The organism is Enterobacter cloacae complex sp. 2022EL-00788, assembly GCF_026627565.1.
Lineage (GTDB): Bacteria > Pseudomonadota > Gammaproteobacteria > Enterobacterales > Enterobacteriaceae > Enterobacter > Enterobacter pasteurii.
Genome location: NZ_JAPNMC010000009.1, coordinates 169328 through 182763 on the forward strand (window position 1 = coordinate 169328; position 13436 = coordinate 182763).

At 60.4% G+C, this 13436-nt stretch carries 12 protein-coding genes, 1 tRNA gene and 2 pseudogenes; 6 read left to right on the top strand and 9 right to left on the bottom strand.

Annotated features, from left to right (window positions below):
* The 4 genes from OWK27_RS15785 to OWK27_RS15800 all read right to left on the bottom strand — a co-directional run bounded on the left by OWK27_RS15785 (window position 1) and on the right by OWK27_RS15800 (window position 3452).
* Window positions 1-768 (bottom strand): ABC transporter ATP-binding protein, encoded by a 768-nt coding sequence (locus OWK27_RS15785; RefSeq protein WP_267590735.1) that lies wholly within the window; start codon window positions 766-768, stop codon window positions 1-3.
* Window positions 765-1796, bottom strand: a complete 1032-nt coding sequence (locus tag OWK27_RS15790; RefSeq protein ID WP_267590736.1) for a FecCD family ABC transporter permease — start codon at window positions 1794-1796, stop codon at window positions 765-767. The genes OWK27_RS15785 and OWK27_RS15790 overlap by 4 nt, the downstream gene beginning before the upstream one ends.
* Window positions 1796-2800 carry an ABC transporter substrate-binding protein gene (locus tag OWK27_RS15795; protein WP_267590737.1) on the bottom strand — a complete coding sequence of 335 codons (1005 nt, stop codon included), beginning with the start codon at window positions 2798-2800 and terminating at the stop codon, window positions 1796-1798. The genes OWK27_RS15790 and OWK27_RS15795 overlap by 1 nt, the downstream gene beginning before the upstream one ends.
* Before the next feature lie 124 nt (window positions 2801-2924).
* Window positions 2925-3452 (bottom strand): LuxR C-terminal-related transcriptional regulator, encoded by a 528-nt coding sequence (locus OWK27_RS15800; RefSeq protein WP_267590738.1) that lies wholly within the window; start codon window positions 3450-3452, stop codon window positions 2925-2927.
* 253 nt (window positions 3453-3705) lie between these two features.
* On the opposite strand from OWK27_RS15800, the gene OWK27_RS15805 reads away from it, so the two are divergent.
* Window positions 3706-3793 (top strand) — tRNA-Ser (locus OWK27_RS15805).
* A gap of 44 nt (window positions 3794-3837) precedes the next feature.
* Here the strand turns inward: OWK27_RS15805 and OWK27_RS15810 are convergent.
* Genes OWK27_RS15810 through hpxO form a run of 3 tightly spaced genes read right to left on the bottom strand, consistent with a single transcriptional unit; the run spans window position 3838 to window position 6991 of the window.
* Window positions 3838-4773 (bottom strand): PDR/VanB family oxidoreductase, encoded by a 936-nt coding sequence (locus tag OWK27_RS15810; RefSeq protein WP_267590739.1) that lies wholly within the window; start codon window positions 4771-4773, stop codon window positions 3838-3840.
* A gap of 11 nt (window positions 4774-4784) precedes the next feature.
* Entirely contained in the window at window positions 4785-5819 is a 1035-nt protein-coding gene (gene hpxD / locus OWK27_RS15815; RefSeq protein WP_267590740.1) for a molybdenum cofactor-independent xanthine hydroxylase subunit HpxD, read from the bottom strand.
* Between the two features lie 17 nt (window positions 5820-5836).
* Window positions 5837-6991 carry an FAD-dependent urate hydroxylase HpxO gene (hpxO, locus tag OWK27_RS15820; protein WP_267590741.1) on the bottom strand — a complete coding sequence of 385 codons (1155 nt, stop codon included), beginning with the start codon at window positions 6989-6991 and terminating at the stop codon, window positions 5837-5839.
* Between the two features lie 241 nt (window positions 6992-7232).
* Between hpxO and uraD the strand changes: the two genes are divergently transcribed.
* Both uraD and uraH read left to right on the top strand, forming a co-directional pair.
* The gene (uraD, locus tag OWK27_RS15825) at window positions 7233-7724 is read left to right on the top strand and encodes a 2-oxo-4-hydroxy-4-carboxy-5-ureidoimidazoline decarboxylase (protein ID WP_267590742.1); all 492 of its coding nucleotides are present in this window, start codon (window positions 7233-7235) and stop codon (window positions 7722-7724) included.
* Window positions 7721-8044, top strand: coding sequence for a hydroxyisourate hydrolase (uraH, locus tag OWK27_RS15830; protein ID WP_176610693.1), 324 nt, complete (start codon window positions 7721-7723; stop codon window positions 8042-8044). The genes uraD and uraH overlap by 4 nt, the downstream gene beginning before the upstream one ends.
* Here the strand turns inward: uraH and guaD are convergent.
* Both guaD and OWK27_RS15840 read right to left on the bottom strand, forming a co-directional pair.
* Window positions 8024-9343 (bottom strand): guanine deaminase, encoded by a 1320-nt coding sequence (guaD, locus tag OWK27_RS15835; RefSeq protein ID WP_267590743.1) that lies wholly within the window; start codon window positions 9341-9343, stop codon window positions 8024-8026. The genes uraH and guaD overlap by 21 nt on opposite strands.
* Complete coding sequence (locus OWK27_RS15840) at window positions 9340-10848, bottom strand: NCS1 family nucleobase:cation symporter-1 (RefSeq protein ID WP_267590744.1); 1509 nt, start codon at window positions 10846-10848, stop codon at window positions 9340-9342. Before OWK27_RS15840 ends, guaD begins: the two co-directional genes overlap by 4 nt.
* A 146-nt stretch (window positions 10849-10994) precedes the next feature.
* Here OWK27_RS15840 and OWK27_RS15845 point away from each other — a divergent pair, with 146 nt between their 5' ends.
* From OWK27_RS15845 to puuE, 3 genes and pseudogenes are all read left to right on the top strand, one after another.
* Window positions 10995-11711, top strand: coding sequence for a GntR family transcriptional regulator (locus tag OWK27_RS15845; RefSeq protein WP_267590745.1), 717 nt, complete (start codon window positions 10995-10997; stop codon window positions 11709-11711).
* Window positions 11711-12585: pseudogene (gene hpxA / locus OWK27_RS15850) on the top strand (allantoin racemase). Before OWK27_RS15845 ends, hpxA begins: the two are co-directional and overlap by 1 nt.
* Window positions 12551-13402: pseudogene (gene puuE / locus OWK27_RS15855) on the top strand (allantoinase PuuE); the annotation flags it as partial. The pseudogenes hpxA and puuE, both read left to right, overlap by 35 nt.
* Window positions 13403-13436: the final 34 nt, after the last annotated feature.

Below are 13436 nucleotides of genomic sequence, written 5' to 3' on the forward strand. Positions count from 1 at the left end.
CTACGCCATCCCTCCCATGCTGTAGCCGATCGTGATCCCGGCGTCTGCCCTGTAGACGTTCGCCTTGACGCACCAGGTTTTCTCGATGTTCTCCGCGGTTAGCACCTCCGGGGGCGCGCCGGTGGCCGATACGCGCCCGGCCTTCAGAAGGATCAGCCGCTGACAGTAGTTGGCCGCCAGATTAAGATCGTGCAGGGCCACCACCACCGTGAGCGGCAGGTGCGAAATAAGCCGCATCAGCTCCAGCTGGTGCTGAATGTCCAGGTGGTTTGTCGGCTCATCGAGCAGCAATACCCGGGGCCGCTGTGCCAGCGCACGCGCAATCTGGCTTCGCTGACGTTCCCCGCCGGACAAATGCTGCCAGCGCCGCTGGCGTAATCCGCCTAGCTGCATCAGGCTTATCGCCTCTTCAACCGCCGCATCATCATCTCGCGTGCTTCTTTGAAACGCCTTCCGGTAAGGCGTTCGCCCCAGCCGCACGATATCCTCTACGGTCAGTTCTCCCTCGACGTCGGCATGTTGGGGGACGAATGCCAGGTGCCGCGCGCGCGTTTTTAACGGCATTACGCTAAGCGACGTGCCGTTAAGCGCAACGCGTTCACCGAGGTGCGGAAACAGCCCGGCAAGACAGCGTAGCAGCGTTGATTTGCCCGAGCCGTTTGGCCCTAGCAGGCCGACAATCTGTCCGGACGGCAGGTCGAGGTTGATATTCTCAAGCACCGTCAGTGCTTGTCGGGTTACGCTTAACCCGGAGACGGAAATATTCATGAATGCTCCTTCCGGTTTTGATAAAGCAGCGCCACAAAGACAGGCGCGCCCACCAGCGCAGTCACCACCCCGATGGGCAAAACCTGGTGCACGATCAGCGTGCGTGACACGATATCGGCCAGGATCATAAAGTGCGCGCCGATAAGAAACGTCAGCGGAATAGCGCGACGATGGCCCGGACCGCTTAGAATGCGCGTCACGTGGGGAATGACCAGCCCCACAAACCCCACTGCGCCTATGGCGCTTACCAGGGTTGCGGTGACGAACGCGCAGGTCAGCAACAGGGCAATACGCACGGCGGTCACCGGGATCCCGAGGGTGGTGGAGACCTCATCTCCAAAGGTGAAGGTATCCAGCGCCCGCGAAAAGAGGCAGACCACCAGCAGGCCCGTCACCGTCACGGCCAGCGCCAGCAGCGCGTCAGGCCAGCGGACGCCGCTCAGGCTGCCCATTAACCAGAACATAACGCTGCGCGACTGCTCGGCGTTGGCGGAGGTGCTGACGACGTACGCGGTCATCGCGTTGAAGAGCTGCGTGCCCGCGATGCCTGCCAGCAAAATGCGCGACGGGCTTTCGCTCATGCCGTTGGTAATCAGCATGATGAGCGCAAAAGCGGCACAGGCGCCGACAAACGCGCCGCTGCTCACGCCAATTACGCTCCCGCCGATGCCGAGAAGCATCACGCAGACGGCCCCCAGCGAGGCGCCTGCGGAAATGCCCAGCAGATAGGGTTCAGCCAGGGGGTTACGCAGTATCGACTGGAGCACCAGCCCGCACAGCGCCAGACCGCCGCCGCTGCAGGCGGCCATCAGCGCCCGGCTCATGCGGTACTGCCAGACGATGCCTTCCTCCGGCTGGGGCAGGTGATATGACGTCAGCCCCAGCCCGTTCAGAATCGCTTTTCCGGTAACGGCATACGATACCGGCATATCGCCGATACTCGCGGCAAAGACCAGCATCAGCGGCAGCGCCACGGCGCCTGCCGCAAGCGCCACCTGCTGGCGGCGGGAAGAGGAGAAATGGCGCATTATTCGCCCCGGAATGAAGCAAGCCGGTCGCTGATAAGCTCAACCGCATCGACGTTACGCAAAGAAGGGGTTAACGACATGGCGGGCACCACGATAATCTGGTTATTCCTGACCGCGGGAATGTTCCGGGTTACCGGATCGCGTCGTAAAAAGGCCTCCTTTACCGCAACGTCATCGGCGGGGTAGAGCCTGCGCGACATCTGCGCGATGACGATAACGTCCGGCTGCATTTGGGCAATATGTTCCCAGGTGACGGCGGGCCATTCGTCGCGGGAGTCAATCACGTTCTTTAACCCCAGCGTGCGGCTTATCCAGCCGGGCGCGCCGTAGCTCCCCGCCACCCAGGGATCGCCGTTCAGGCGGCTGCTTGAAAACCAGAATACGACCTTGAGCGGCCTGGCCGAAACGCGCGCCTGCGCTTTCTCAATACGCGCCGTCAGCGCGCGGTTGAGCTGCTCGCCCCGCGCGGAAACGTCAAAGATGGCGGCCAGTTCCGTGACTTCGCGCGTTATTTCCGCCAGTGAAAACGGCGCGCTGCGCGCTCCGTCGGCGTTTGAGGTTTCCGTCACCGTTTTGTCCGTGCAGTCGGCGGGGGAGATCCACGTCTTAATTCCCAGCGACGCAAACTGCTCGCGTGTTCCCACCTCGCCCTGCGGGCCAATGTGCCAGTGGTACTGGGCGAGAACGAGCTCCGGTTTTTGCCCCACGACGGCTTCGAAGGAGGGCGAATTGTCGGCAAGCCGGGGGATTTTTTTTCCGGCATCGGCCAGCGAGTCCGGAAGCTGACCAAACCAGACCGACGTTGCGGCGACGGATTTTTCCAGCCCCAGCGCGAGCAGCAGTTCCGTTTCATGCTGACCCACGGTAACGACGCGCTGCGGCGCCTGCGTAAAGGTCTGCTTTACCCCGCAATTTTCAATCGTCAGCGGGTAGGCGGTTGCAGCAAAAGCGGCAGGCGTCACGGTGAGTAATGCAGAAAGAAATAACCCTGTTTTTGATAACATAAAACCCAATCCCAAAATGTTATGTTATAACATAATACATGCGTTGTGATTGAGCGCAACACCCTGCGCAACTTTACTCAGGCTGACGTGCGTGAGCCTGTGGCATCCAGAGGCAGAGAAAGGTTCACAGTTTCTGATCGACAATCGCCGATTTCATGCGGGACATCGCCAGAATGTTTCTTGAGCGCATGTTTAATTTTTCCAGGATCTTCACGCGGTAGGTGCTGGTTGTTTTTTGGGAGTGTTTAAGCCTTTTGGCAATTTCATGATTTTCCAGATGGAAAAGCTTCAGCACGTCATATTCTCGCCGCGTAAATGCGTTTATTCTGAGCGCTCTGTAAAAACGCATCAGCTGCTGAAAAGGGCGAATATTAAAATGCATTGACGAATAGATAATATTATCTATTTTCACGGCCCTGTTCATTTCTATCTCATGCATCAGGACGATATAACTATTCTTAATTTTTTTGACCTGCCTGATGACCCCGTTACGTAGGTTATCTTGTTCTATCGCAATGATAAAATTCAGTTCAGGATCGACTCCGATAAGGTCGTGAATATCCTCGTCGTCGCGAATGAAATGGACGGTTGTCTGAGCGCTTAAAACCCCGCTACACAGATAATAGTTATCGCTGATAAATAAAATACTCATAATCGAGAATGCATAATATAAAGGGAAACCTCTTGCCGTACGATGTACCGTTAATGTATGTCGTATGAAAAAGAGTCTAAATGACAAATAGTGAATCTGATAAGCGTAATTAATGTAAAAATAAATGTTTACATTTTAGCCAGAGTGCGATGAAAAAGTATGCGAGGGGCAAGAAAATGACGAAGGAGGGGCAACTTTATGCCATTTCACGCTTTACATCATGCTCAGAGATGTTTATAGTGCGCCTCACTTTGGAAGCGTGGCCGAGCGGTTGAAGGCACCGGTCTTGAAAACCGGCGACCCGAAAGGGTTCTAGAGTTCGAATCTCTACGCTTCCGCCAAATTCGAAAACCCTGCGATAGCAATATCGCAGGGTTTTTTCGTTTTACAGCGCAATCACCAGCTCCCCTGAATGGCTTCGCGAACAGCAGAGAGCCACCTGCTGGCCAGGCGCGCTTTTTTCCGCCTCTGACTGCACGGTATCCCGGTGGTCTACCACCCCGTCGATCACCGGCGTCAGGCACGCTCCGCAGATCCCCATTTCGCATGACAGCGGTACGTCTACGCCGTTCGCCTGCAGCACCTGGGCGATGGTCTTGTCCGCGGGCACCGGCCAGCGCTCGCCGGTGGAGGCCAGTTTGACCGTGAAGATCTCGCCCGCCTCACCGCTTATAAGCGGTGCCGGGGGCTGAAACGCCTCGCTGTGCACCGCCTCGTCAGGCCAGCCTTTCGACCGCGCGACTTCGCGCACTTTCGCCATAAAGCCTGACGGTCCGCAAACCCAGGCGTGTAACCCCGGCGCGGGCAGCGGCAGATGCCCGGCCAGCGCGGAGCGCGGGCTGGCGGTATGAATAGTGCACTCACCCAACCGCGAAAGTTCGCGCGCAAACGCCGCGCTTTCCCGGTTCCTGACGTAATAGTGCAGCGAAAACGGCGTTCCGGCAGCGTTAAGATGCAGGGCCATCGCATACAGCGGCGTAATGCCAATCCCCGCTGCCAGCAGCACAACCCGCTCTGACTGAGTAAGCGGAAACAGATTGCGCGGGGCGGAGATCGTTAATGTCTGCCCCGGGCGCAGCGTCTCGTGTACATAGCGCGATCCGCCGCGCGAGGCGGTTTCCCGGCCCACGCAGATAAGATAGCTCGCGTTTTCACATGCCCCGGTCAGGGAGTACTGGCGAACCACGCCGCAGGGCAGATGCACATCAACGTGCGCGCCGGGCTGCCACGCTGGCAGCGCTTCGCCGTTTTCAGCCACCAGCCTGACGGCGAGGCTTTTATTTCCCTCGCGCCACAGCCCGTCAACGATAACGTTCAACATATCCGCCTCCGTCATGCCAGGAAAAACTCGCCAAAGCCCATCTTTTTTAGCCCCCGACGGTAGGCAATTGAGCTTTTATCCGCCGGAATATGGGCTTCAAGGGTCAGGTCCAGCGGCAGGCTTTCCGGACGCTGGGTTTCAACCATCAGACGATCCTCTTCGAAAATGCGCAGGTTAAAGGCATGCACCTCTTCTACCGGAATATGCAGGTCAAAGTTGCGCGCAATCGGCGCAAACATTCGCGTCACGCGCGATGATACCGGCGAGGCGGCGTTCATTATCGCCAGCCTTGCATCGCCGGGAAAATGGATGGTCAGCGTGGCGGTAAACGGCAGGTGCAGTTCAAAATGGCGCAGCCACTGGAAACCCTCCGGCGCCTGGACAGGTGAACCGGCGGGATAATTGCTGACGGAACTCCAGTAATCGGCAACAAAGCCGAAGGACGTCTCCTGCGGCTGATAGGCGGGGACCTGCTGATTAGCGGGATCGGCAAAGGTGTCGGTGTGGATCCACGCGAAGTGGGCGACGTCCAGGAAGCCCTCGACCTGACGGCCTGCGAAACCATTTACCTCAAACGCCGGGCAGTTGATCTGCTGAAAGCCCTCATCATCCCAGTGCGGCAGGGTGGGTAGCGGAACAGGATTGTCCGGATCAAAGTCCAGGCAGGTCCAGATCAGGCCGAAGCGCTCCTCCACCGCATAGTTAATGAGGTTCAGCTTCGCCGGAACCGGCTGGTCGGGGCTGGAAGGGATGCGGTTGCAGCGACCCTCTTCTCCAAAGCGTAAGCCATGGTAAGGACAGATAATGCCGTACTCATCGTGAAAGCCCAGCGTCAGCGGTACGCCGCGGTGCGGGCACACGTCCCGGGCCACCACGACGCGATCGTTAATACGATAAACCACCAGCTGCTCATCCAGCAGCGTGGCTTTTACCGGTGCCGGGCCGATGTCGCACGCGCGGGCAACCGGATGCCAGCATTTCGCGAGGCGCAGCCAGTCTCCGGGCTCAAAGGTGCAGCGTGCGGGCGGTGCAGGTTCTTTTCTCATGGTTTCTCCTCTTACGCTCAGCCTAATGGCCCGCCCTGAATGGTGTCGCACAGACCGTTAATGATGCGCTCCCCGGTCTCCTCTTTAAGCTCCCGATACCAGGCCTCGGTCAGCGCCATATCTTTCCCGTGGGTGACGTCGCAGCGTTTGCGGGCCTTCAGCACCAGATCGCGAACCCTGTCGCAGCGCAGCGCTTCGTACTGCCGCAGGGCAAGCTCGATGCGGCGGTTTTCACGCAGGCACTCCCCCAGCACCACGGCATCCTCCATCGCGGCGCATCCCCCCTGGCCGATATCCGGCGTGGTGCTGTGTCCGGCATCACCCAAAAGGGCAACCCTGCCGCGCACCAGGCTGTCGAAAGGCTCAATGTCGTGGATCTCAATACGGTTGGTGGTTTCGGGGTCGAGCGCGGCGATAAGCCTCTGCACCGGCGGTGCCCATCCCCGGAAGTAGCGAGCGAGATCGCCGCGCAGGGTCGTGCGATCTTCCGCCAGCCCTGCCGGAAGCGGCACGTCAAAAAAGAAGTAGAAACGCCCGCCGGAAACGGGCATCAGCGAAACGCGTTTGCCTTCTCCGACAAACGTGGTCCACTGGTGCGCCGGGGCAATGGCTTCATCAATCTTCACCAGCCCGTTCCAGTTCACGTACCCGGCGTAGCGGCGCTCCGGGGCGTATCCCAGCACGTACGGACGAACCGCCGAGTGGCTGCCGTCGGCGGCAATCAGAAAGTCGCCTGTTGCCGAGCTGCCGTCGGTGAAGGTGACGCTCACGCCAGCCTTATCCTCACATACGCCTTCGACGCGCCTGCCGAACTGCACCCTGTCGCGTCCCCAGAAGTCCAGCATTTCGCGCTGAAGCTCCGCCCGTGAAACGGGGCAGGGGCGCCCGCCGGTGCGCTCGACGAGCGGTGCAAGGCTAAACCGGGTCAGCGTGTCGCCGCGACGATAGTCTTTATAGGCCATAAAGCGCATCGGCCCGCCGTACGTCTCGATGATGTCGCCCATACCCAGGTGCTGCATACATTTCACGCCGTTGGGCCAGATGGAGATGGCCGCTCCCACGGGGCGGATCTCCTTCACGGCCTCAAAGACGGTACAGTCTATTCCGGCGTTTTTTAACGCGACGGCCGCGCTTAACCCACCGATGCCCGCCCCAATCACAATCGCTTTCATGCTTCTCTCCTTTCGCAGGGTGTAAGAGGAGTGAGCAATTTGCGTACCAGGCTGCAGCGTGGCGAAAAGCGCGCTGTGGATCGCGGGTTTGCACTGCTAAGGTGCGTTTTGGGGCGAGGTTTGCCTTAGGATGAATCAATAGTTTCCTGCTGAGGATGGCGGAATCGACTGTTTCACGCCGTCGGCAAGAGTGGCGTAATTTGTGCAATGGCTGTAGACGAGGATTTTCAACGGAGCCATCATGATCGCACTACACGACTTTAATCATTTGCCTTACGAAGAGGCGCTGGCGCAGATCTCTGCGTGCGTGGCGTTGCCCGCCTGGGCCGACGCGCTGGTTCGCGGACGGCCCTATTCCAGCCAGCAAGCGTTGTTCAGCGCGGCGCAGGGGCTGGCGCAAAAGTGGGATGAAGCGGCCCTGGCTCAGGCCCTGAGCGCGCACCCGCGCATCGGCGAAACCCCATCGGGAACGACGCCGGAGGCCGCGCTGTCGCGCCAGGAGCAGGGGGCGGTTGAGCAGCATCATGCCGACGCCCTGCGGGACGGAAATGCCCGCTACGAAGCCCGCTTCGGACGCGTCTTTCTGATCCGCGCGAAAGGGCGAACCAGCGGGGAAATAGTAGAAGCCCTGCGCGCGCGGCTTGAAAACAGCGAGGCGCAGGAACTGGAGATTGCGCTCGAACAGCTGCGGGAAATTACCTTACTACGACTGGAAGGAGCGATTGGCGAATGAGCACGCTCAGCACGCATATACTCGATATTTCAACAGGCAAGCCCGCAGAGGGCGTAGCGGTGCATCTTGAACGGGAAGGGGAGCGGCTGGCGACCGCGGTCACTAACGCCCAGGGACGCATTGCCGCATTTGTTGCCGATCTGCCTGCTGGCCGTTACCGGCTGGTGGCCGACATCGGTGAATGGTTTACCGGCACCGGCCGCAGCACGCTCTATCCCTGCGCGCAAATTGATTTTGTGACGGGGGAGGCAGCAGACGAGCACTTCCATCTGCCGTTCGTGATTGCGCCCGGCGGATGGTCAACCTACCGGGGCAGCTGACCACACCCGTTCGCCGCTGACCCAGGTTTCGCTGATGTTGCGCTCGTCGCCGAAGGTCATCAGCACAAAAAGCTGCTCATAAATATCCCGGCAGCGGCGGTGGCGCAGGCGCTGTAGCGGCGTCACCACCGGGTCAATAACGATGAAGTCTGCCTCTTTGCCGGGGCTGAAGCTGCCAATCTTCTCGTCCAGCCGCAGCGCGTGGGCCCCGCCCAGCGTGGCGTGATAAAACGCCTCGCAGGCGCGCAGGCGATAGCTCTGTAGCTGCCCGACCTTATAGGCCTCCCCCAGGGTGCGCAGCATGCTGAAGGTGGTTCCCGCCCCGACGTCGGTGCCGATGCCCATCCGCACCTTATGCTGCCAGCAGGCGGGCAGGCGAAACAGCCCGCTGCCGAGAAACAGGTTAGAGGTGGGGCAGAACGCGACGGCAGAGCCGGTGTGGTGCAGGCACTGCCATTCGCTGTGGTGCAGGTGAATACCGTGCGCAAACACGCTGCGCTCGCCCGTCAGGCCATAGTGGTGATAAACGTCCAGGTAGCGCTCGTGCTCGGGCCAGAGATCGCTCACCCAGGCGACTTCGTGCGGGTTTTCACTCAGGTGGGTCTGCATCCAGGTATCCGGAAACTCTTCCCTGAGCAGCCTGACCGCCGTGAGCAGTTCGGGAGAGGAGGTGGGGGCAAAGCGCGGCGTAATGGCATACCCCAGCCGCCCGCGGTGCTGCCAGCGCTGGATCAGCGCCCGCGTCTGCTGATAGCTCGCGTCAGCGGTCTCGGTCAGGTAGTCCGGCGCGTGCCTGTCCATCATCACCTTTCCGGCGATGAGGCGCATGTTCAGGCGCAGCGCCTCGGTAAACAGCGCGTCGACGGAGCCAGGGTGCAGGGTGCAGAACACCAGCGCGGTGGTGGTCCCGTTGCTCACCAGCTGGTTAATGAAAAATTCGGCAATCTCTTTTGCGTAGGCCTCATCGGCAAACTGGCTCTCCACCGGAAACGTGTAGGTGGTCAGCCACTCCAGCAGCTGTTCGCCGAATGCCCCGATCATCTCCGTTTGCGGATAGTGAACGTGGGTATCAACAAATCCGGGCAGCAGCAGCCTGCCGCGCAGGTCGGTATAGCCTTTGTGCGGATCAAGATGCTTCTCGCCCTCGTGCCAGTCCAGCAGCGCCACGATTTTTCCCTGCTGGATAAACAGCAGCCCGTCCTCCCGGTAGCGCGCGTGGTCGGCAATCAGGTCCGCGCTGTCGCAGACCTGAGCGATATCGAAAAATGCACCGCGTAACGCAGTCTGGTAATCCATCACGGCTCCTGTCTGATAGCGCGCGCGGCCTCGCGTGCGGTGAAGTGCGCGGCGGACGCGCCCTCGCGATCCTTCCGGGCCAGCCAGCGATAGGTCACGCCGCCGAGAAAGACGCCGATAAACCAGCTAAAGTTCGCCACCTCGTGCAGGGCCGGGATAAAGCTTATCACCAGACCCACGCCCACGGAGGGGAGCAGCGCAGCGATGGCTTTTGGATTAAAGCCGTTGCGGTACCAGTATTTGCCCCTTGGCGTGTCGTCGAACAGATCGTCTACCGACACCCTGCCGCGCTTAATCAGATAGAAATCGGCGATCAGAATACCGAACAGCGGGCCGATAAACGCGCCAAGCACGTCCAGCGTGTAGTGGATCAGCTCCGGAGAGTTGAACAGGTTCCACGGGGTGAGCAGGATTGAGCCGACGGCGGCGATCATGCCCCCGGTGCGGAAGCTGATCTTCTGCGGCGAGCAGTTAGAAAAGTCAAACGCTGGCGAAACGAAGTTCGCCACGATGTTAATCCCGATGGTGGCGACAATCATCGTCAGCAGGCCGATGGCCACCGCCAGATCGTTCCCCACGCGGCTGACGGTTTCAATCGGGTCGGTGATCATGCGCCCAAACAGCGACTGGGTGCCGGAGACAATCACCACGGTGACCAGGGAGAACAGCAGGAAGTTAAACGGCAGGCCCCAGCGGTTGCCGCGGCGGATCTCCCCCATGCTTTTCCCGTAGCGGGAGAAATCACCGAAGTTGAGCAGCGGGCCGGAGAAGTAGGAGACCACCAGCGCCGTCGCGGCGATCATCTGCCAGGCCTGCTCGCCCGCGGACAGGGATTTGCTGGCGAGGGTAAAGGAGATCCCGTCAAAACCGGTCTTGTATACAATCCAGCCCGCCAGGGCCAGCATCACCACGTAGACCGCCGGACCGGCGATATCAATGAAGCGCTTGATGGCGTTCATACCGTGCCAGAAGACCAAGGCCTGCAAAACCCACATGATGGCAAAGCAGATCCAGCCAAGATGCGTAAGCCCAAGGAAGGCGTCTACCGTCAGCGCAGCGAGGGAGGGCCAGAATTTCAGCGCCACCAGCATCAGCGCGTTTGCGGCCAGGTAAGTCTGAATGCCGTACCACGCAAAAGCGATAAGCCCGCGGATCACCGCCGGAATGTTCGCCCCGAATACGCCAAACGCCTGGCGGCAGATCACCGCATACGGCACGCCCGCCATCTGGCTCGGTTTTGCCACCAGGTTGGCGCAAAGCTGCACAATACATATCCCCACCAGCAGGCAGAGCAACACCTGCCAGCTTGCCAGCCCGAGCGTAAAGAAGCTCGCGGCCACGACGTAACCCCCCATGCTGTGAACGTCGGACATCCAGAAAGAAAAGATGTTGTACCAGCTCCAGTTCTGGTCACGCGTCGGTGCCAGATCCTCATTGCAAAGGCGTGGGCTGTATGCCGCACCGGAATCAGCTGCCGTAATCTGCTGCGCGTTTTGACTGTTTGGCATGGATCCTGCTCCTGTTAATGAAAACCCGTTAAGTGGTTGTGCAGACGGCGTTGCAGGATCCAGGCCAAAAATCATAAATCTTGTATTCAATACATTAATTTTATGTATACGAATTGATGTTAAAAAGTAAAAAACCGGAGTAGGTAATGAACCACGCGAACGGCCTGCAGGCCGCGCCAGAGCTGCAGGACAAAGATGAATACATCTTTCAGGCGCTGATGACGGCGATTGTCGAACACCAGCTATTGCCGGGAAGTAAATTGCCGGAAGAGGCGCTGGCGGAGGTCTTTGGCGTGAGCCGCACGGGCATCCGCAAGGTGCTGCAGCGACTCGCCGCTGTGCAAATGGTCACCCTGACGCCCAGGCGTGGTGCACACGTGGCCAGCCCGACGGTGGAAGACGCGCGGCAGATCTTTCGTACCCGCGCGCTGCTTGAGGTCGCTAACCTGCCGGACGTGCTGGCGCGCTGCCGGGCGCCGCATCTGGCCGCGCTGGAGGGCGTTATTCGCCAGGAGCAGCAGGCGCACGAGGCCTATGACGGCCCGGCGGCGATCCGCCACTCCGCCAGCTTCCATATTCAGCTGCAGGCCATCTCCGGCAATCAGGTGCTGACTGACATGGTGACCCGCCTGAGCCAGCGCACCTCGCTGGCGATCGCCGCCTGGGGCGCGCCGTGGCGTCAGGGCTGCCGCTGCAACGATCATGAACAGCTCGTGGAGCTGCTGCGTCAGAAAGCGCTGCAGCCCTTAAGCGATGCCTTAATGCACCATTTTGAACATATCGTCGCCAGCCTCTGCTTTGAGCGGGCAGGCGAGTGCCTTCCCGATTTTGCCCGGCTGTTTGCCGGCCACAAGGAGCCGTAATGTCATCCGTTCGTATTCAGGTGATTAACCCCAACACCAGCCCCGCAATGACCGAAACCATCGGCGCGGCGGCGCGTGCGGTAGCGGGACCGGGCACGGAAATTCTCGCGGTCTGCCCCAGTGCGGGCGTGCCGTCTATTGAGGGCCATTTTGATGAGGCCATCGCCGCCGTGGGCGTACTGGAGCAGATCAAAAGAGGCAGGGAGCAGGGCGTGGACGGTCACGTTATCGCCTGCTTTGGCGATCCGGGCCTGCTGGCGGCGCGCGAGCTGGCGCAGGGGCCGGTGATAGGGATTGCCGAAGCCGCCATGCACGCGGCGACGCTGGTCGCGACGCGCTTTTCGGTTGTCACCACGCTGCCGCGCACGCTGATTATTGCCCGCCATCTTCTGCACCAGTATGGCTTTTACGATCGCTGCGCGGGGCTGCACGCTATCGACCTCCCGGTGCTGGCCCTGGAAGACGGCAGCGGGCTGGCGCAGGAGAAGGTGCGCGCGCGCTGCATACAGGCGCTGAACGAGGACGGCTGCGGCGCCATTGTGCTGGGCTGCGGCGGCATGGCGACGCTTGCCCGGGAGCTGACGCGCGAGCTGCGCGTGCCGGTCATCGACGGCGTCAGCGCGGCGGTGAAGATGGTGGAATCGCTGGTAGCGCTGGGGCTGTCGACCAGCAAGCACGGGGACCTGGCGTTCCCGGAGAAAAAAGCGTTAAGCGGGCCCTTTCAGGGGCTGGATCCATTTTAAGTGTTGGGGGTGGCAATGGGGCTTTTTGAACAGGATTATCCGCGGGATCTGCGCGGCTATGCGGGTAAGCCGCCGCACGCGCGGTGGCCGGATCGGGCGCGGATCGCGGTGCAGTTTGTGCTCAACTATGAGGAAGGGGCGGAAAACCACGTTCTGCACGGCGATGCCGGGTCAGAGCAGTTCCTGTCGGACATTATCGGGGCGGCCAGCTACCCGGACAGGCACATGTCGATGGACTCCCTCTACGAATACGGCAGCCGCGCCGGGTTCTGGCGGATCCACACTGAATTTCAGAAGCGCGGCCTGCCGCTAACGGTCTTCGGCGTGGCGATGGCGCTGGCGCGCCATCCGGAGATCGTTGAGGCGATCGGGGCGGCGGATTACGACGTGGTCAGCCACGGCTGGCGCTGGATCCACTATCAGCACATGGATATCCACCAGGAGCGTGAGCACCTGCAGAAAGCGGTACACGTCCTGACCGACCTGTTCGGCAAGCCGCCCACGGGCTGGTACACCGGGCGCGACAGCCCCAGAACGCGTCAGCTGGTGGTGGAGCACGGCGGCTTTGACTACGACAGCGACTACTATGGCGACGATCTCCCCTTCTGGACGGAAGTGGCGCGTCCCGACGGCACCCGTAAACCGCACCTGATTGTGCCCTACACGCTGGATGCGAACGACATGCGCTTTGCCACCGCGCAGGGGTTTAATACCGCGGAGCAGTTTTATACCTATCTGAAGGACAGCTTTGACGTGCTGTACGAAGAGGGGGAAAGCGCGCCGAAGATGATGTCCATCGGCATGCACTGCCGCCTGCTGGGGCGGCCGGGGCGTTTTCGCGCCCTGCAGCGGTTTCTTGACTACGTGCAGCAGCACGAGCGGGTGTGGATCTGTACCCGCCAGCAGATTGCCGACCATTGGCGGGATGTGCATCCGTTTCAGAAATAATTGAGCCGTTTTTTGCCGGGTGGCGGCTGCGCCT